The sequence below is a fragment of the Desulfosporosinus sp. HMP52 genome, assembly GCF_000765145.1.
Classification (GTDB): Bacteria; Bacillota; Desulfitobacteriia; order Desulfitobacteriales; family Desulfitobacteriaceae; genus Desulfosporosinus.
Map to the genome: position 1 here is coordinate 43,974 of NZ_JMGA01000017.1, position 20,371 is coordinate 64,344.

Genomic DNA, 20,371 nt, shown 5'->3' on the forward strand with positions numbered 1-20,371 from the left:
TTCTAAACAATCTAACCTATTAAGCATTCATCCTAGATTCCCTAACGGCCCAGAAATTTTGCCGGTCTCTTTTCTAAAAAAGCTTTCATCCCTTCTTTTTGATCCTCAGTTGCAAAAAGAAGGCTGAAACACTTATGTTCATACTGCAGCCCTGCTTCAAGATCCATTCTAAGCCCCTCATTCACGGAAGATTTAGCCATGCGTAAAGCCACAGCCCCTCGATCGGCAAATCGCTTAGCCATTTTCTTAGCTTCAGAGAATAACAGATCTGCAGGCACAACTTTATTGACTAGACCTATGCGTAAGGCCTCCTCAGCTTTGATAAAATCGCCGCTAAATATAAGTTCTTTTGCCCTACCGGCACCAATTAAACGAGGTAAACGTTGTGTTCCTCCTGCTCCCGGCAGAATGCCCAGTTTTATTTCCGGCAAACCAAACTGGGCGTTATCCGCTGCTATGCGCACATCCGCTACCAGGGTCAGTTCACACCCGCCCCCCAAAGCATATCCTGCAATGGCAGCAATAACAGGCTGAGGCATATTTTCAATGATCTGGAGGGCTCGATGAGAAGGTCTGTCACTAATTGTCACTTCAACTGCGGTAGCAGAAGCCATCTGCCCAATATCCGCACCGGCTGCAAACACCTTCTCTCCACCGGTAATTATCATTACCCTTACAGATGGGTCATTAGCAATCTTCGCAGCGGCTTCTGCAAGTTCGCTGAAAACTTGATCATTAAGAGCATTAAGTACCGCAGGACGATTAAGCGTAAGCATTGCAATGCCGTCCTCTATTTCGACAAGGATTGTTTCATAAGCCATTTCATTACCTCCCTACAAGAATGACTTCCTTAAATTTTCTGAATACTGACTCAACATTCAAGACTAGCAAAAATCATGCCTGATTAGAAACTTATTTTACCAAACTCATAAATTAGTCTAATTTTGAACAATTAAGTTATTCGCACTGGAATCTTTACTTAGTAGTAAAACCAACAATAGTCGGGTTCCTTTTGACTTAAAACGGGGAGAAGGTTACCCATAAAAAAACCAGCACTATCAAGTTATTTCTGCCAAGTGTAAAATAAACCTCCAGTCAAGCAAATTTGCCTGACTGGAGGTTTATAATCTGTATGGAAATTGGTACAAAGCTTTATTCTCGATTTTAAAACCGTGCGTAAAACGTACAAATCATTGTTAGTCTATACCATATCTGTGTAACTTATCGTAAAATACTCTCCTTGAATAGCCCAGAGCCTTCATTGCCTTCGTACGGTTGTTTTTATGCGTTACTAGGGCTGAGAGGATTAGTTCTTTTTCAACGGAAGCAACAATTTCTTTAACCGAAGAAGGTTTTTTTTGTTTTAATTGATCCTCATGCGTTGGTAATATTTGACCTGGCAGATGATACATCTCTATGGTCAGGCCACTGCACACTATACTTGCGTGCTCTAAAACATTTTGCAACTCTCGAATGTTGCCCGGCCAGTCATACTCTTGGAAAAAACCAACAACCTGGGGAGAGAGAGTTAATTCATGCCCAACCTCACGGGCAAACTGATCTAAAAATGTTTTAGCGAGTGCTAAGATGTCATCTTTGCGTTCTCGTAAAGGATTTAGATTAAGGGGAACAATATTTAAGCGATAATATAGATCTCGTCGAAAAGCACCTTGTTTAATCATACTTTCCAAATCTCGATTGGTGGCCGCGATGACCCGAATATCTACCTTGATAGTTTTAGTTCCCCCGACTCTTTCAAACTCTTTCTCTTGCAAGACTCTTAGTAATTTTGCTTGCATTGTATAGCTCATATCCCCAATTTCGTCTAAAAAGATTGTACCTCCATGGGCCAGCTCAAACTTACCAAGTTTACCCCCTTTTTTTGCCCCAGTAAAAGCTCCATCTTCATAGCCAAATAGTTCACTCTCGATGAGATCTTCCGGGATTGCTGCACAATTTACTTTAATCAGAGGTTTATCTTTACGACGGCTGCTATTATGTACCGCTCTAGCTAATACTTCCTTACCAACACCACTTTCACCCCGGATTAATACTGTACTATCCGTGCGGGCAACCTTAGCTGCCAAGATTAAGGTCTCTTTTACATTTCTATTTTGTCCTACATATTCTTTAAAAGATAGAGGCAGGTGTTCCCATTGTTCTAACTGCTCTTTTAAATAATCGGCCAAACCTTTTGTTTGTTGAAGTTCACGGTTTAATTGAACAACTTCTGTTATATTCTTGAATGTTGAAACACAACCAATAATTACTTCTCCATTATATAAAGGGAAGGAGCTGCCTACTACATCGATACCTAAAGATTCTAAGTAGTCTCTGCCACTGGTTGCCTTACCTGTATGTAATATCTCTATAGCTGCTGCTTTTGGCTCAATTTTATCTAATCTCCGTCCTAATACTTTGGCCACAGGTACCCCGAGAATTTTTGCATAAGCCTCATTTGCATAAACAATCGTTGTATCGGAATCAATAACGAGCACAACATCATGAATACTATCCAATATTTGGAACAATAGTTCTCTATCCCATCGTGGAAAATCGCTGGTTGTGACTGCATGGGCTCCGACACTCATGATTATCCCCCATTTAAACTTATTTTGTAATCATTATATAGGAGTAAGCCAATTGAAGTAAAGGAAAATTTGGTAATAGTTTAAATATTCTTAATATTATAATATATTATAATGCCCCAGAAATACAAAAAAGACCTAATCTAAGTCTTTTTTGTTTTCTGGGGCATTAATTTGTTAAAGTGTATACAAATCCGCACACAAGGGTTTTAAATGAACGTTCATCGCCTGAGTGAAACATGTGCTAGTCCTGACATAACACGTTTCTGTTGGTTGTTAAAGGCCTCTAAGTTACAAACCAAGGTGTTTTCGGAGCGGACTTTTATATTTCCAGAACATGTTATGATATCTCCCGGTCGTACTATTTTTTCAAAACGCACATTGAATTTGCTGATAATTCCTTCTTCACCAATCCAATCTGTTACCATAGCCGCCATTTGGGCCATAGTTAACATTCCGTGTACAATTGTTCCCTCTAAGCCTGCTTGGCGTGCATAATCGTCATCAAGATGAATAGGATTAAAATCCCCTGAAGCTTCGGCATACTGACGAACTTGCAAATCGCTTGGGATCCATTCACGGACAGGCAGTTGATCTGAAACCTGATAATTTAGTAGACTTTTCATTCCCCTTCCTCCTTAGATGGCTGGATTAGGACAGAACTACTGGAAAACACCAATTCCCCAGTCAAATCATACCCCGTTGTTTCAAGCACGAGAAAGGTGTTCTTTCCCAACTTGCCGCGACCTTCGTAAACGTCTTTGATGCTTTTCTTATAAGTAAGGCTATCCCCCACATTGAGCGGTCGATAGTATGTTATTCTCTGCTCACCGTGAATCATACCGGGAGTCGGCAATTGTACTCCCGGTATGTTTGCTTGAACCAATGTTCCTACAAAAGTAGCAGGAACACGGTCATCGAACCGCACTCCTATGGCTTCAGCAAACCTACGTACATCTTCAAGTCTAATTTTTAAAGCTATTGCTTCACTTTCGCGGCCGATTAATTCTTTATTAATCATACTCCTCTGCCCACCTTTGCTAAATAGGTATAGCCATTTCTTTAAAGGCCCATCTTTCTTTTCAGTTCAATAAGCTTTTCTTTAATAAATTCAGAGTCTGGGTCAAGGGCACCGGCTACCATATACTCATTTAAAGCTTCATAAAGGTACCCGGCACGCTCCTTGAGAATCCCCTCTCCTAGATGCCTCATAGCTAAACTTTCATGATCCAGATCATCTGCGTTATGTCCGATGTGCACAGTTGGCCTCCTTATTGCTTTTGAAAAGCGAGTTCACATAGCCCGCTGTCGTTAGCATCGTTATTACAAGTCATGAAGACTGGAACTCCAACCTTCTCTGCTGCTGCTTGATAAGCCGCGAAGCAGAAGGACTGGCAATTGCTTATTCCCTTTTCAGCAAACTTTTTTCCTAAAGAGCAGTTAAAACTGCGAACCTTTAATTGCTTTGTAGTGGCTTCTGTGACAGTCCAAGCATCTCGTGGACGCAGAACTATAATTGCATGCTCTACATATCTTTCAAAGACGTGAGGAAAACGAATTCCGGTTTGCTCAGCAACTCGTTCAATCATATCTGCAGTCCGATCTCGGAAGGCTTCCGAATCTGTGTTTTTGATCAGGACTGCCATAAACGACTTTCCCTGTTCCTCAAGAAAATCCTCGCTGATTTCTTTATCCGAGTTAAAAAGACTTTCTACAGGAAATTCTTTATTTACGGCATAAATTAGTTCCTTAGGTAAATCATAGACATAATCCTGTCCGGGGTTAATCTTTAACCTTCGCTCAGGGGCTACCTCAGTGCTAGGGTTGCCTTTTATTTTTTGTAAGACCTTAAAATCCACAGCCATACTAAAAACTCCCCTTCAAATTCATAGTTTTAGTTCCGGGAATGTTAAGAATTGCGTTCTTTAATTTGAGCGGCTCTTTCCTCTTTGAATTTCTGAGCTAATTGATCACGCGGGACAAAACTGAGCTGTATAGCATTGAAAGGACACACTTTCACACAGTCGCCACACCCTGAACATTTGTCAAAATAACGACCTACGATCCGATATTCACTCGGATCACTCTCTCTTCCCTTCCAGACCTTTGTAGGGCCGCAAACGAAGACCACTGATGGACATACACTTAAACACTTTCGACAGTTCAAGGGATCTTTACATAAGTTATAGTCAATGCCGATTTGAGCAATCATTTACAGGTCCCTCCCCTTACCAGTTTTCAGCTATTCCAGGCAAACTTTGTCTGTCTACTAACTCAATAGCTTCACTTGGACATGCCGTCACACAAAGTCCACAGCCAAAGCATTGATCTAAATCTATATACGCTTTGCTCGTATAGACTTCAAGATTTAGTGCTTTAAACTGACAACGACCTAGGCAGCTTTTACAGCCAATACATTTTTCTCGATCGACTTTAGCAACTGTATGTCCTTTTAAAAGAAACTTAAAATCATAGTCAATTCTATTTCTTACTGCAACACATCCAGGATACTCACATTGACAAAGCCCCCCGATATATGGAGTCCCAAACACATCAACTGTTTGCACTCGACCTTCTTTGTGGTTCATCATAGCCCATTCTTTAGCTTCTTCCGGTGTGACAAACTCTACCCCGCCATGATAAGTCTCAGGCCAACGTTCCCATTTATACATACCAGGTCCAATACCCATACAGGTGAAGTTCTCATCATCAGGCATACCCCTTTGCACTCGACGACATCCGCAGGTCATTTTCGCTAAAGGATAGGCAATATCTAGAATTTGAAGATATTCATCAAGTGTAACCACTTGTCCGAAGTGAGTCTGATAGGCATGTTCTAAGGCATCACTTTTGATTTCGTTTTCCCACTCCAAATCCCCACTTATACGAGCTTTGACTAACTCTGCCACCACACCCGCACCCATTCCCGCTGCCTGTGGGTCGGCATCTGCACCAGCAGCTTCTTTACCTTCTTTGCGTACCTTATACAGGCGCCGCGCATAATTTTCCGGATTGAGATACCACTTTTCCCCATTACCATATTTATCACATACCCAACACATTACGTAACCTCCTTTTTCTTTGCTCGAATACGTCCTTTTCGCAACTGAGCTACCAATTGGGCCTCATTACGAATTGAATCTTCAAACACTGTTATACAAGATCCAACACTGAGTATATTGTGTGCGTCGCTTCCTCCGGTTCCAATCTTACCTAAAATGCTCACAGCATTTCTCGCGGCACGGATTTCCTGCCAATTGCTTCGACCATTGTAGACCTCTAAAGCATCTACAAAGTCAAATATTGGCCTCCGGCACATCACCTCCACTTCGATTGGCTCCAAGCCACGCTCTTCCCTTGAAAATGTGGAATAAGAAAAATCCTTCCTAAAGGGATGAGCAGCGACCATTATTCCCTTCGAGTTATGCACGAATTGTGCTAATTTTGGTAAGTCATCTCGAAGATTTAACAACGATTGGTGCACTCCATATACCAGTATTTCTCCCACTGAGGTACTAAGTTCAACTCCGCCATAAATTTGTATACCACTTTCATTACTAAGTTTGGCAAGCTCTGTTTGATCCCAACAGTAATCATGATCTGTAATGCAAATGCCATCTAGACCTTTTTTACACGCTGCTTCAATCAAGTCCCAAATGTTCATACGACTGCAGGCCGAACCCTGATTGGTATGTGTATGCAAATCAAACTCCATGCTAGATTCCTTCACATCTTCCCTTATTAATCCACAAAGGCTTTATATCTCAATAAGCAAGTTTTGTGCCAACATCAAAGTTCTCAGTTGTTTACATTAAACATATTCTCGGAATCTCACTTCTCAAAGCCCCTAATCCTTGCTTCTTAATTTTTTCTAGTAGAATATTACGATATATCAGAATAGTTGTTAAACTGTTAAGGTCTTATCAGCCACACCTTAAACAAAATATGTTTTAATTACGTACAATCACATTAACTTAATGTTTCCTTTTTTGTACTATCATTTGAAGTGCAAACCCTCCACCTTATGAAAAAGGTCTTCTTTAAAACGCAAAACAGAAACAGTTTCCTCATAGGCAAACCGTTTCTGTTTTCTTAAGAGTCATATTTATAACCAAATAGAGTTCTAAACATTAGTTAACATTTAATTATATTCAGGCATTCGTTCAACTATAAATGCACATCCAGGGCCTCCGCTCGCACACATTGTTGCACAAGCATAACGTCCACCCCGACGTTTCAACTCATTGATTGCTGCCATTATAATCCGCACACCTGTCATTCCTACCGCATGTCCTAAAGATATACCTGATCCAACTGCATTAACCCGTTCTAGCGGGATATCAAGTTCCTTCTGACAACCTAGGAATTGAGCTGCAAATGCTTCATTGATTTCCCAATAATCGATATCATTTTTCTTGAGCCCTGCAAATCTCAGCGCTCTCTCTACAGCGGGGACTACACCCATGCCCATAATTCTAGGCTCCACAGCCCCAGAAGCAGATGCCACCACACGAGCCAATGGTTTTAATCCTAATTCCTTGGCCTTTTCATAGGACATCATAATTATTGCTGCAGCACCGTCATTTAAGCCTGAAGCGTTAAAGGCTGTAACCGTACCGTCCTTTTTAAATACAGGTTTAGCCTTAGCAGCTATCTCCATTGTTGCATTGGGATTGGCATGCTCATCAGTATCGAAAATCTTAAGCCCTTTTCTTGTCTTAATCTCAACAGGTACAATTTCATCCTTAAATAAACCTTGTTCAATAGCATTACATGCTCTTCGATGACTGAGCAAAGAATACTCGTCTTGCTCTTCACGGGTAATCTTGTACATTTCCGCAATATTCTCAGCCGTAATACCCATATGGTAGCCCTCAAAAGCACAGACCAATCCGCCAATCATTAAACTATCCTGGATTTTTTCAGCATCATTTAGTCGATATCCTTTACGTGCTTGCATAAGCAAATAAGGGGCGTTAGTCATGCTTTCTTGACCTACGGCTGCAGCAACATCTACCCTGCCTAACATTATTTCTTGGGATAAAATATCCGCTGCACGCATAGATGATGGGCACTGTTGATGAATGGTGGTAGATATAGTTTCAACAGGACATCCGGATTTAAGCGTTACCCAACGAGCGGAGTTTCCTGGAGAACCTGCCTGATTACATTGGCCCACCATAACCTCTTCAACAAGGTTAGGGGAAATGCCGGCCTTCTCAATGGCTCCTTTAAGCGCTATTACACCTAGATCGTGCGCCTTTAAGCTTTCCAAAGAACCTTGGAAATCACCAACCGCAGTCCTGGCAGCGCTGACAATAACAACTTCTTTCACAATTTAAGCTCCTTTCAACATATACTCTGCCAAAAACTTTTTTTCAACTTAGTTGTCTTGTATCTTAACAACTTTATTGCCAATCAACATCGGTATTTTTCTGAACCCCCGCAAGTCTCTCTGCCAGGTTCTTGCGCTGGGCTAAGTTAACCATTCGACTGATCATAATACGTTGGGCCTGAGGAGAACCCGCTCCGTGCATTGATTCAGTTAAATAGCCTACAGCTGCTGTACCCATAGTTAAGTTCTCTACTAATCTCAGCATACGGTGACGGTTTTCCGCTGAAACATCTGCCTTGCCTATAAAGTATTTCTTAATTAAAGCTCCTACTTCGGAATGATCAAAATCTTTTTCGGAGGGCATTGTAACAAATGCTCCACCGGCAACATCTTGAGCTAAGCGGGCAATTTCATAGGGAAAACGTGTAACATTCTGTTTGCAAATATTAGCTAACAAAATGTCAACAAGATAATTGCCTGAGGCTGTTTTATGACCCTCTGCCGAGCAAGCAATTCCGCAAGAATACAAGGACTCGTTAAGATGGCACATCTCCACAATCTTGTCCTTAATATGGGATGCTTTAGAAACACCATTGTACTCAGCCATTGCTTGAGTAGCTCCAATTAAGGCATCTCCTACTCCAACTTTACACCCCCCATAACTCTGGCGGTGATATGAAGCGAATCGCTCAACCAGCATAGTCGAAAAATCCGTTTCCCCATCCATAAAGACCCTATTCCAAGGTACAAAGACATCATTGAAAATCGCCATAACTTCTTGACCACCGAAATATTGGTTACCAACATCAATGCTGCCGCCTTCTAGTTTACGAGTGTCACAGGATTGTCGTCCATAGACGTAAATAATTCCTGGGGCTTCGAGAGGCACTGCAAAGCTGACGGCCCACTCTTTCTCATTATCTTTTAGTGAGTTATTAGGCATTACTAGAATTTCATGAGAGTTAATCAATCCCGTCTGATGCATTTTACAGCCTCTGACAATAATACCTTCTTCATTCCGTCCTACAACATGAACGTAGGCGTCTGGATCAGTTTGTTCGCCGGGACCTTTTGATCGATCTCCCCGGGAATCTGTCATACATCCATCTACAGCAAGGTCATTTTCTTGCACATATTTTAAAAAGTCATTAAATCTTTGATGGTACTTTGTTCCATGTTTGGCGTCAATCTCAAACGTGGTGTTAAAGACAGCATTAAAAGCATCCATCCCGACACAACGTTGGAAACAACAGCCGGTCTTTTGACCTAAAAGACGTTGCATTTTTACTTTCTTCACCAAATCATCAGTACTTTGATGAAGGTGTGTGAAACGATTGACCTTTTGACCTGTAAGATTAGAGATTGCAGTCATAACATCTTCGTATTCAGGTTCCATAGCCAACTTATAGGTCATGGCCATGGCGTTCAATGAGGGCCGAACCATGGGATGATCAACGTAATTTTCTATCTTCTCTCCAAACATGTATAGATCAATTTTCATATTACGGATGTCATCAATATATTCTTGTGGCGTTTTTAAAGTCATCCTTGTCACCTCTTTGTTAATATTGTTTAAAGCCTTCTCCGGTCGAACTCCAGGGAATGGTAGTCACGCCAGAGTAGGCCCCTGTGTGGTTGCAGTAGATTAATAATTGCAATTACTGTGCCAAAACTTGATTAATTTCTATGATCTAGCACTTAGTTAACCTATAACGCCAACTAGAAAGAGTCCATCTAAATCAAAAAAAATTGCAATCTTCAAGAACTCTATTGTTCTTAGTTCTTTAAAGATTGCAACACTGTATATATTTCATACAAGCACAAGCCATTAACCGAAAATTCAGTATATAAAGTACACAAAGAGTTCTTTCTACTCTATTGTAATATCTATGGAGGTAATCTTAAAATATCCTGACCAAGTCTACTTCATAGATAAATAATTCCTGCCTTAGGGAAACTCCTTTACTAACGTCAAATATTAGTCTTGACTTGCAGCTGCGGCCTGCATTTTGGCCTTTTCTTCTTCTACTAATTGGCGACGAAGCACCTTCCCAACAATAGTTCTTGGCAATTCACTTCTGAACTCCACTAAGCGTGGAACTTTATAGGCAGCCATCCTTGATCTACAGAAATCTACAAACTCCTCTGCTGTCGCTTCTACATCAGGTTTTAAGACTATATAAGCTTTGGGAGTCTCTCCACGATATTTATCTGGAACACCTGCTACCACTACTTCCTTGACCTTTGGATGTTCGTAAAGAACCTCTTCAATGTCACGCGGATAAACGTTATAGCCCCCGGCGATAATCATATCTTTTTTACGATCAATAATATAAAAATATCCATCCTCATCTTTTTTCGCGATATCCCCTGTATGAAGCCAACCGTCCCGCAATGTTTCAGCAGTCGCCTCCGGTTTTCCCCAATATCCTTTCATAACTTGTGGCCCTCGGATGCATAATTCCCCTATTTCCCCTGCAGGGAGTTCTTTTTCCCCTGTCTCTAAATCTACAATTTTAGAATCCGTGTCTGGGAATGGTATACCTATCGAACCGGCTCTGTTTGGTCGATCAAGAGGATTACTATGGGTTACAGGGGAAGCCTCAGAAAGTCCATATCCTTCAACTAAATTCCCCTCTCCATCCGTCAGTTTTGCAAACTTTTGAGCAACTTCCAAAGGCAGTGGAGCAGAACCGCTATTACACACTTTAATTGCCGCTAAGCTTTCTTTATATTCTGAGATACGAGGGTGACTATTAATAGCCATATAGACAGTTGGTGCACCTGGAAAAAGGGTGGGTCTATATTTATTAATTGTTTCCATAAAATGATTCAATTCAAAGCGGGGCAAAAGAATTTGAGTAGCAGCCGTGGCCACGGCGTAGTTTACACAGTTTGTCATTCCATAGACGTGAAACACAGGAAGAATTGTTAAAATACGTTCTTCTCCATACTTTAAATCAAGAGACCATGATATACTTTGAATTGTATTGCAGACTAGATTTTTATGAGTAAGCATAACCCCTTTGGATACTCCTGTTGTTCCACCTGTGTACTGTAGAACAGCTATGTCTTCTTCATGATCAATCAATACTTGGGGAGGATTTGGTTCATACTTGGCAATTAACTCATCAAAGGATTGCAAATCCGGGGTTGATTTAACTGGAGCAAGAAAGTTAAAGCCAATAACATTCTTCAAGGAGGTGTTTTGGATAATATTCTTTACTCTAGGATACAACGGTTCAAAGACAATGATAGACGTTGCGCCGGCGTCATTCATTTGATACGCTATCTCACGCTCCACATACATAGGATTCGTTTGTACCACGATGGCCCCCAATTTGAGTAAAGCGAAGAAAGCAGTTTCCCATTGGGGACAATTCGGTCCCATCAGCCCAACTCGCTCACCTTTTACAATGCCCATGTCCGCCAAAGCTGTTGCAAATCGATTAACTTGATCGCCAAATTCTTTATAGGTAATCTCTCTTCCTTCAAAGATTATGGCTAGAGTATCAGGCATTTTCTCAACAGTTTCATCAAACATTTGCCCAAGAGTTTTTGCTGGATAGTCTAAGTTTGGGTTGACATAGGTAGGATAGCTTTGTAACCATGGCATCTCTTTAACTTGCATTCTGACGAACCTCCTCAATTTTCAATGATCCCTCTCGTAAACACGCACTATTTCAAACTTTTAGAATATCTCCTCTCTTCATAATATTCTGATAACTTATTCTATGGATATAGCAATATTTATGCCATCATATAAAGAGTTTTAAAAATGCCGATTTGTGCTACTCTTTACCATAATTATGTATTACATATGTATGTATACTATACACTTCATGTGATTAATTCGCTCCGATTTGTATGTAAAATATACAAAACCATGCATTGATTAGATAACATAATCAACGCATGGTTTTTAGTTCCCTTTTTATTCTTTTATTGACATAAACTACAGTTTTTACATGCTTATGCTAGTATGATTATTAGGAGTTCTTATAACGTTCTGGGCAAGTACATGAGCATTTTAAGGGCAGGCACGGAATTTCGAATTATCTGTATATTATATATACAATTATATGTTGGGACGCTCATAGGGAGTAATCAACCATTTGACACAGCCATCTTCATGATCTCCAAATATTTCATATCCCTTTTCCAGATCATTTAACGGGGCACGATGAGTTAGCATGAATTTGGTGTCAATTTTCCCTTCTTTAATCCACTCCAACATTTCCTCTAAACCTTCGCTCTTCTGAATCCCCATTTTCAATTGAATATTTCTGAGAATCATATCTAATAAGGGCATAGGTACTAAGGGTTCACTAAATACTGCAATCGTAGATACTATTCCGCTCGGCCTTGTTGCCGCAACAGACATTGCCATGGTTTCTTCAAGTCCCGGAGTTTCAAGAACAACATCAACCCCTAACCCACCTGTTGCTTCCTGAATTTTCTTTACAACTTCATCCGTGTTTGGATTAAAGCCTAAATCAGCGATACCTTGGTTTAAGGCCATATCCACTCTGTTTTGCAGTATATCTACTGCTATTACCTGTTTTGCACCAAATACCTTTTTGGCTAATACACAGGCACTTAGTCCAACTGGCCCAACACCAATCACTGCAAGAGTTTGGCCCTCTTTAAAATCAGCATTTTTCAGTCCATACCACGCAGTTGCCAGCATATCGGGTAGTAGAATAACATCTTCCTCAGTCAAGCCCTCCGGGATCTTAATCAGACCGTTCTTATGATGGGCATAAGGAATCTTGATATACTCAGCATGACAGCCTTCAAGTGGTCCACGACTGCCAAATACTCCGCCATTTTTGCACGCCACAATAATCCCCAGCTTACATGCTAAACACTTTCCACAGGCTACGCCGGGATTAACAATGCACAAATCTCCAGGCTTAACATGGGTTATTTTCGATCCAACCTCAACAACTTCCAAACAACACTCGTGCCCCATAGTCTTAGGATAGTGAACATTTTGAAGTTCGCCTTTGACTGTATGAATATCACTAGTGCAGATTGCTCCCAAAGTTACTCTGCCGATTACATCATGTGGATCAGAAATCACGGGCATTGGAACATCTTTGAGGCTATATTTATCGGGCCCTTCATATACTAGTGCTTTCATAGTCTTTTGTTCCATCAGCCCAGTCCTCCTATGGCATATTATTTATCCTCGTTTATTGCTATTACGCCATAATTTTAGTTTGTCTGCTTCTTTTATAAGATCTTCACGGAAATCAGGGTGAGCTACACTGATCAATGCCTCTGCCCGCTGCCAGGTGAATAAGCCCTTCAGGTTAACTATCCCATGTTCAGTAACCACATAATGGACAGCTGGACGAGTATCAGTAACAACAGCTCCATGTGCTAACAAAGGCTTAATGCGAGAATGAACTTGTCCTTGCTTATCTGTAAAGGTTGAAGCCATACAGATGAAACTACGTCCGCCTTTAGAATGGTAAGCAGTTTCAACAAAGTCTAATTGTCCACCAGATCCACTAATCATGCGAGGACCAACGGATTCTGAACAAACTTGACCAGTAAGATCAATCTCTAGGGAATTATTAATTGATACAACATTGTCATTTAAACTCGCAATCTTGCGGTCATTAGTATAATCTGCTGTATAACCTGCAACAGCAGGGTTATTATCAATAAAGTCATAGAGTTTTTGAGTTCCTAAGGCAAAGGTATAGACGATCCGTCCTGGATCAAGCTGCTTTTTCCTCCCGTTGAGTACACCAGCATCGACCATATCCACGAAAGCATCGCACAACATTTCCGTATGAGCACCGAGGTTTTTTAAATCAGATTTTGCTATTAACTGACCTAAGGCACTAGGCATAGCTCCAATTCCCAGTTGCAAACAGTCTCCATCTTTGATTTCTTTGATAACATAATCTGCAATTTTCGCATCCACTTCGCATGGATCTTCTGAAGCGACCTGAGGCATACCGCAGTGACCTGCTTCAACAATATAATCAACTTCAGAAATATGAATAAAATGCCCATATCCCCCATGTCCAATAGGCATATCTTCATTGACCTCAACAATAATGATTTTAGCAACATCCATTGAAGCTCTGTAATGGGAAATAGTCGGTCCGAGATTAAAGTTACCATGCTTATCCATAGGAGCTACTTGAAGCATCAAAATGTCTACGGTCAAATTCTCACGAATGTAGCGCAAAATTTCTGAATATTTGAGGGGCATATAAAAGACACTCCCTGTTTGAGCCATATAACGGTCTGCAGCAGAGAAATGAGAACAGTTCCAGGTAAAGTGCTCACCATGTGGGTCAGCTTTAAACCAATCGTAGATCCTTGAAGATACTCCGCCGATAAGTTTAATGTCAAAAAGTTCAGGAGTACGTGCTGCCAGGGCCTTGTCCAAAACCGGTAAAACATTTGCAGCATACGAAGAACCAATCCAATCACCACTTTTTACTACACTAACGGCTTTCTCAGGGGAAACAAGCTTACTTTGGTATTCCTTTAACCATTTAGACATTGCTATCTTCCTCCTCCATCTTTTGAGCCTACTCCCGTGGTATACCCTACAATTAACTAACAACAGGCACCGACCCTCTGTCCCCGCCCCATCGACAAAAACTTAATGAGCCAGTCTATTTCTATATTAACACCCCAACGTTCCAACCGTTCCCAGACCCCGTCGCCGGAAACTAAGGGACCAATTGCCAAGTGAACACTTTAGTGGAGTTCGCGATACAGCGAGTGCCGATGCTGAAGGCCAATTGCGCCCAGGTTCACTCCCTCGAGCGACCCAGAGGTTGGCGCAATTCCTTCTGCATCCAACGAGCCAGTGAACGTAACGTGTGTGAACGGGGCAATTTGACCCTTACTTTCACAAGACCCAATTTTGAACCCTTACTTTCACTCCCTCGTTCCCAGCCCAGTCGCCAGAAACTAAGGGGACAATTGCCAAGTGAACACTTTAGTGGAGTTCGCGATACAGCGAGTGCCGATGCTGAAGGCCAATTGCGCCCAGGTTCACTCCCTCGAGTGCCCCAGAGGTTGGCGCAATTCCTTCTGCATCTAACGAGCCAGCGAACGTAACGTGTGTGAACGGGGCAATTTGACCCTTACTTTTACTCCCTACGTTCCCAGCCCAGTCGCCAGAAACTAAGGGGACAATTGCCAAGTGAACACTTTAGTGAAGTTCACGCTAAAGCGAGTGCCGATGCTGAAGGCCAATTGCGCCCAGGTTCACTCCCTCGAGCGACCCAGTGGTTGGCGCAATTCCTTCTGCATCCAACGAGCCAGTGAACGTAACGTGTGTGAACGGGGCAATTTGACCCTTACTTTCACAAGACCCACTTTCACAAGACCCTAAAGTAACTCGTAAACTCCTGCGGCTCCCATACCTCCACCGATACACATGGTTACCATACCATATTTCAGCTTCCTTTTCCTCATTTCAGATAATAAGGTTGCTGTGAGTTTAGCACCGGTACAACCGAGGGGATGCCCAAAGGCAATTGCTCCACCATTAACATTCACTTTTGCCGGGTCAATCTCCAGCGTCTTTAAGATCGCCAGCGACTGTGAGGCAAAAGCTTCGTTTAATTCAAATAAGTCAATTTGATCTAGCGTTAAACCGACTTGCTTCAGAACTTTAGGTATTGCTTTAATCGGTCCAATTCCCATAAGCTCCGGCTCTACGCCAGCTACAGCGAATCCGCGCCAAATTGCGATAGGTTTAATACCTAAGGACAATGTTTTTCGTTCTGACATCATAAGAGTCATAGCAGCTCCATCACTAGTCTGGGACGAGTTTCCAGCCGTTACCGAACCGCCTGCCTTAAAGACCGGTCTCAATTTACTCAATGACTCAACAGTAGTCTCAGGACGGATTCCTTCATCTTTATTGAACCATTTTTCTCCAGGTCCTCCCCAGGTTGGCAGAGGAACCGATACGATCTCATCATTAAAGCGTCCACTAGTTTGAGCGACCCAAGCTTTTTTATGGCTTGACGCAGCAAATTCATCTTGCTGTTCCCTGGTTATCTCATATTTTGCGGCTACATTCTCAGCTGTTATACCCATTGAAATATAGGCTTCCGGTGTGTTTATAATCACATATGGATTGGGTGCTGGTTTTGCTCCACCCATCGGAACCATGGACATGCTTTCAATTCCGCCACCGATCATAACATCTGCTTCACCCAAACGAATTCGATCCGCCGCCATAGAAATAGCCTGCAGTCCCGATGAGCAGAAACGATTGACAGTTACACCGCAGACATCAATTGGTAGCCCTGCGCGCAAAGCCATGATTTTAGCTACGTTCATTCCTTGTTCCCCTTCAGGGAAGGAACAACCGATTACACAGTCTTCAATATCTTGAGCATCAAGAGCAGGCACATTTTTAAGGATGTCCTGAATAACATAAGCACCTAAATCATCGGGTCTGACTTGTGCCAAGGAACCTTTGCCGGACTTTCCAATAGCCGTCCGTTTGGCCTGAATTATATAGGCTTGTTGCATTCTTGTCCCCCCTAATTCCGTAATGGTTTGCCTTTAGTAAGCATGTGACGAATACGATCCTGGGTCTTAGGTTCGCCAAGCAAGCTCATAAAGACTTCGCGTTCAAGATCTAAAAGATATTGTTCTTCAACAAGTGTTCCTACAGGGAGATTTCCACCAGTTATGGCATACGCCAATTTATTTGATAGATATTGATCATAATCAGATATGAAGTTTCCTTGACGCATTCCATACATGGCCATTTCTAATGTAGCGCGAACCCCCGAACCAGCTGTTTTATACTTTGTTGGCAGGTATGGCCGGAAATTTCTAGCTAGGTCAATTACTCGGGCTTTTGCATCCAAAATGATATGCTCAGGATTCATGCTATAGCGATCGCTAGCTCGTAAGAAGCCGAGTTGTCGAGCTTTTTCAGCACTCGTGGATACTGCTGCAGTAGCAATCATTTCGAAGCGCTTAGCAAACAAGAAGTCAGGAGCTACTTGAACCCCGGGAAGGATTCCTTCCATTGCTCGAACCGCCATTTCCTTAGTTCCTCCGCCTGCAGGGATTAAGCCGACTCCAACTTCGACAAGACCCATGTACAGCTCTGAAGAGGCTTGAATGGCCGTGGTATGCAAACAAATTTCAGCACCACCACCTAGTGTCATACCAAAGGGAGCAGCTACCACCGGTTTTTTAGAATATTTTAAGGCCATAGTAGCATTCTGCAAGTCGCGAACTCCTTGATCGAGAACCGCCCAGTTTCCTTTTTCAGCCTCTTGTCCTAAAAGTACAAGGTTTGCACCAACGCAGAAGTTCTTTCCTTGGTTGCTGATAACCATCCCCTGATAATTCTTTTCTACTTCTGCCAAGGATTCATTGATCATGTTGACAACGTCTTCGTTAATTGCGTTATTGGGTGAGTGGAATTCCAGGCAGGCAACCCCATCACCGAGGTCTACTAAGCTAGCTCCAGCATTACCAAGAATCTTCTTACCAGCTTTATGAGCTTGCTTCAAGGAGAAGGAGTATGGGCTAATGGTTTTTTTGTGATACTCTCCTGCATCAAAGAAAGCTTTTTCCCCTGTTTCAGTTTCTTGATAGAAACTATCCAATCCTTTTGCAAGCAACTCTTCCACAATAGCTGGTAAAGTGCCACCTTCTGAAACAATTCGATCAGCAGTGGCTTTGACACCTAGTGCATCCCATAATTCAAAAGGACCCATTTCCCAGTTATAACCCCAACGCATTGCTTCATCAATACAAGTGATGTCTTCTGCGATCTCTTTAGCAAGTTTTGCAGCATAAATAAGCGAAGGTTTCAATATGTTCCAAGCAAACTCTGAGCCGGCGTCATTGCCACTAACTAAGGTGCGTAATTTATTGGGTAACCCTTTAGCAGCTTTTGCTTTATCCAGGGAATCAAATTGTACTTTCTTTTGCGGCACATAGGTCATAGTATGTGGATCAAGCACCTCAACTACTTTACCTTTTGGTCCTTTAGACTTTTTGTAGAAGCCTTGTTTGGTTTTATCACCCAGCCAGCCATTAGCCAACATCTTGTGAATAAACTCAGGTAATACGAAGTCTTCTTTCTCATCAGGTACGCCTAGTGCAACGTTATTAGCTGTATGAATAAATGTGTCCAAACCAACCATGTCAATTGTACGGAACAAAGCGCTCTTAGGACGTCCCATGACAGGTCCAGTTAAGGCGTCTACTTCGTCAACCGTTAGGCCCATACGCAACATTTCTTTAATCATTACCGGTGAACCAAAGGAACCAATACGATTAGCGATAAAATTTGGGGTGTCCTTACACATAACTACACCTTTGCCCAAAACTCTCTCGCCATACTCTACCATAAAGGAAAGCACTTCTGGGTCAGTATTAGGTCCTGGAATAATCTCTAAAAGCTTCATATAACGAGGTGGATTGAAGAAGTGGGTTCCAAGGAAATATCTTGTAAAGTTTTCTGGTAATCCTTCAGTCATCGCCTTAAGAGAGATACCTGATGTATTGGATGTTACAATCGTTCCAGGACGAACGTGCTCAGCAACTCTTTTAAATAGGTCGATTTTTATGTCTAGTCGTTCTACAACAACCTCTATAACCCAATCCACTTCTTTTAAACGTCCTAAATCATCACTTAAATTACCAACCTCGATCCTGTCCGCAAACTCCGGGACTAAAAATGGGGCTGGATTCATCTTTTTCATTGCTGCATTATTTTGTTCGGCGATACTATTTCTAACTTTACGATCCTCTAGTGTCAAGCCTGCCGCTTCATCTTTAGCAGATAATTTGGAAGGAACAATATCCAACAATATGCTTGGAATACCAGCGTTAGCTAAGTGTGCTGCAATGGTACTTCCCATTACGCCTGATCCCAGTACCGCTACTTTATGAATCTGCATTTCCATCCTCCTCTCGTTTCTGTAGGGTGACAATTTGTTTTCTTCCTTTAGGTTTTCGTAAACGAAGTGCCCCTTTAAACAACGTCAACATCGGCTCGACGCAAGTCATCAGTGCCTGCGGGTTACGAGCCATCACCCAATCTGTTGTGGCCTCATCTAACGATCCAAAAATCAGTTGACGGGCCGTCCGCAAATTAATTCTTGGTATTTCTTTGCGCTCTATCCCTTGCTGAACCACCTCCTCGATAAGGCTAAAGTACTCTAACAAGGGACCACTCATAGCAGAGCGCACATGTTGGTTGGGCTTTCTAAGCTCCAATCTAACTACGATAGCCAAAGATCTGTTTTGCTCCATATAAGAAAAATGTGTCTTGACAATAGTCCGCAAGCTTGCCTCTGTCGTCTTACAGTTAGAGAGTTCTCGTCGCATACAGGCAATAAAATCCCCTAGTCGTTCTTGAAGAAGCCTAACAAGTAGTTCTTCTTTATTCTTGAAATATAGATAGATCGTTCCGTCAGCAACTCCCGCGAGATGAGCAACTTTTGATACAGGGGTTTGATGATAACCGGATTCTGCAAAAGCTTCTGTAGCTGCATTTAAAATTCGCTCAAATTTACTTACGTATTGTACTGCTTGCATTTTTTCATTCATAGGAATAAAAACCCTTCTTTGATTTCCTGCCCCATTCTCCCTTGGCAAATTTTTCAACGATCAAAGGAGATGGCTTGTCCTTAGGATTGCCGGTTTCTTGATATCGTTCCATATCGATAATGTAGGTAAGATCATTACCTGTGAAATCCATTAATCGAAAAGGTCCAATAGGATGCCCCAGAGCATTGGTTAAGGCTAGATCGATTTCTTCCGGGAGTGCTACTCCCATATCGACAAGATACAACGCCTCTCGATAAATTGCTGATAAGAATCGATTTACTACAAAGCCATAAATTTCCTTTCTGAGCCAAATTCCATTCTTCCCCATTTTGTTGCACAAATCCATGGTTACTTGCGCAGTTTCTGTGGAAGTATGCGGCCCCTGCACTACTTCCACTATTTTCATCATTAGAGCAGGATTAAAGAAATGCATATTGCATACTTTATCTGGCCGTTTCGTTGCATCAGCAATCTTGGAACTGACGATAAATGAACTGTTTGTTGTTAAAATTGCATGGGGGGGTGCAATTCTATCCAACTCATTAAAAAGCTTCCTCTTAACGCTAATTTTCTCCACCGCAGATTCGATGATGAAATCAGCATCTTTTGCAGCTTCCTCAAGGTCTGTGGTAAAAGCAGTATTTTTCAAGGCTTGATCGACTTGCTCTTGAGTCAATTTTCCCTTTAAAATTTGTTGGGGAAAATAGGTACGCGCAAAGTCTTGAGCTTTATTCAGCATCTCTAAACTAATGTCAGTACAGCTGACCTCGTAACCGGCCAAGGCAGCGCTATAAGCAATCTGATGCCCCATACTGCCTGCCCCAATGACACAAATTTTTTTAATGTCTTCAACTTTCAAAGTTAGAAA

At 41.9% G+C, this 20,371-nt stretch carries 18 protein-coding genes; all 18 read right to left on the reverse strand.

What is annotated here, in order from left to right; translation table 11 throughout:
- Positions 1-41: 41 nt before the first annotated feature.
- The gene (locus tag DP73_RS06450; protein ID WP_034598349.1) at positions 42-821 is read right to left on the reverse strand and encodes an enoyl-CoA hydratase-related protein; all 780 of its coding nucleotides are present in this window, start codon (positions 819-821) and stop codon (positions 42-44) included.
- 375 nt (positions 822-1,196) lie between these two features.
- Positions 1,197-2,591 carry a sigma-54-dependent Fis family transcriptional regulator gene (locus tag DP73_RS06455; protein ID WP_034598350.1) on the reverse strand — a complete coding sequence of 465 codons (1,395 nt, stop codon included), beginning with the start codon at positions 2,589-2,591 and terminating at the stop codon, positions 1,197-1,199.
- 218 nt (positions 2,592-2,809) lie between these two features.
- Positions 2,810-3,214, reverse strand: a complete 405-nt coding sequence (locus DP73_RS06460) for a MaoC/PaaZ C-terminal domain-containing protein (protein ID WP_034598351.1) — start codon at positions 3,212-3,214, stop codon at positions 2,810-2,812.
- Positions 3,211-3,609 (reverse strand): MaoC family dehydratase N-terminal domain-containing protein, encoded by a 399-nt coding sequence (locus DP73_RS06465; RefSeq protein ID WP_034598353.1) that lies wholly within the window; start codon positions 3,607-3,609, stop codon positions 3,211-3,213. Before DP73_RS06465 ends, DP73_RS06460 begins: the two co-directional genes overlap by 4 nt.
- Before the next feature lie 41 nt (positions 3,610-3,650).
- Positions 3,651-3,848, reverse strand: a complete 198-nt coding sequence (locus tag DP73_RS06470) for a hypothetical protein (RefSeq protein WP_034598354.1) — start codon at positions 3,846-3,848, stop codon at positions 3,651-3,653.
- A gap of 11 nt (positions 3,849-3,859) precedes the next feature.
- Positions 3,860-4,453, reverse strand: coding sequence for a hypothetical protein (locus tag DP73_RS06475; protein WP_034598356.1), 594 nt, complete (start codon positions 4,451-4,453; stop codon positions 3,860-3,862).
- A gap of 44 nt (positions 4,454-4,497) precedes the next feature.
- Positions 4,498-4,800: a 4Fe-4S dicluster domain-containing protein gene (locus tag DP73_RS06480; RefSeq protein WP_034598358.1), complete on the reverse strand. Its 303-nt coding sequence runs from the start codon at positions 4,798-4,800 to the stop codon at positions 4,498-4,500.
- Between the two features lie 16 nt (positions 4,801-4,816).
- Positions 4,817-5,650 carry a 4Fe-4S binding protein gene (locus tag DP73_RS06485; protein ID WP_034598359.1) on the reverse strand — a complete coding sequence of 278 codons (834 nt, stop codon included), beginning with the start codon at positions 5,648-5,650 and terminating at the stop codon, positions 4,817-4,819.
- Positions 5,650-6,303, reverse strand: coding sequence for a PHP domain-containing protein (locus DP73_RS21990; protein ID WP_081962976.1), 654 nt, complete (start codon positions 6,301-6,303; stop codon positions 5,650-5,652). Before DP73_RS21990 ends, DP73_RS06485 begins: the two co-directional genes overlap by 1 nt.
- 426 nt (positions 6,304-6,729) lie before the next feature.
- Positions 6,730-7,923: a thiolase family protein gene (locus DP73_RS06495; RefSeq protein WP_034598360.1), complete on the reverse strand. Its 1,194-nt coding sequence runs from the start codon at positions 7,921-7,923 to the stop codon at positions 6,730-6,732.
- Between the two features lie 73 nt (positions 7,924-7,996).
- Positions 7,997-9,469, reverse strand: a complete 1,473-nt coding sequence (locus DP73_RS06500; protein ID WP_034598361.1) for a 4-hydroxyphenylacetate 3-hydroxylase N-terminal domain-containing protein — start codon at positions 9,467-9,469, stop codon at positions 7,997-7,999.
- 432 nt (positions 9,470-9,901) lie between these two features.
- Positions 9,902-11,554: a long-chain fatty acid--CoA ligase gene (locus tag DP73_RS06505; protein WP_034598363.1), complete on the reverse strand. Its 1,653-nt coding sequence runs from the start codon at positions 11,552-11,554 to the stop codon at positions 9,902-9,904.
- A 447-nt stretch (positions 11,555-12,001) separates the two neighbouring features.
- Positions 12,002-13,084, reverse strand: coding sequence for an alcohol dehydrogenase catalytic domain-containing protein (locus tag DP73_RS06510; RefSeq protein WP_034598364.1), 1,083 nt, complete (start codon positions 13,082-13,084; stop codon positions 12,002-12,004).
- Between the two features lie 27 nt (positions 13,085-13,111).
- Positions 13,112-14,455 carry an acetyl-CoA hydrolase/transferase C-terminal domain-containing protein gene (locus DP73_RS06515; RefSeq protein WP_034598365.1) on the reverse strand — a complete coding sequence of 448 codons (1,344 nt, stop codon included), beginning with the start codon at positions 14,453-14,455 and terminating at the stop codon, positions 13,112-13,114.
- A gap of 839 nt (positions 14,456-15,294) precedes the next feature.
- The gene (locus tag DP73_RS06520) at positions 15,295-16,452 is read right to left on the reverse strand and encodes an acetyl-CoA C-acyltransferase (protein WP_034598367.1); all 1,158 of its coding nucleotides are present in this window, start codon (positions 16,450-16,452) and stop codon (positions 15,295-15,297) included.
- Positions 16,453-16,463: 11 nt separating this feature from the next.
- Positions 16,464-18,851: a 3-hydroxyacyl-CoA dehydrogenase/enoyl-CoA hydratase family protein gene (locus DP73_RS06525; RefSeq protein WP_034598371.1), complete on the reverse strand. Its 2,388-nt coding sequence runs from the start codon at positions 18,849-18,851 to the stop codon at positions 16,464-16,466.
- Positions 18,838-19,503, reverse strand: a complete 666-nt coding sequence (locus DP73_RS06530; RefSeq protein WP_242865714.1) for a TetR/AcrR family transcriptional regulator — start codon at positions 19,501-19,503, stop codon at positions 18,838-18,840. The genes DP73_RS06525 and DP73_RS06530 overlap by 14 nt, the downstream gene beginning before the upstream one ends.
- The gene (locus DP73_RS06535; protein WP_034598372.1) at positions 19,496-20,362 is read right to left on the reverse strand and encodes a 3-hydroxyacyl-CoA dehydrogenase family protein; all 867 of its coding nucleotides are present in this window, start codon (positions 20,360-20,362) and stop codon (positions 19,496-19,498) included. The genes DP73_RS06530 and DP73_RS06535 overlap by 8 nt, the downstream gene beginning before the upstream one ends.
- Positions 20,363-20,371 lie beyond the last annotated feature (9 nt).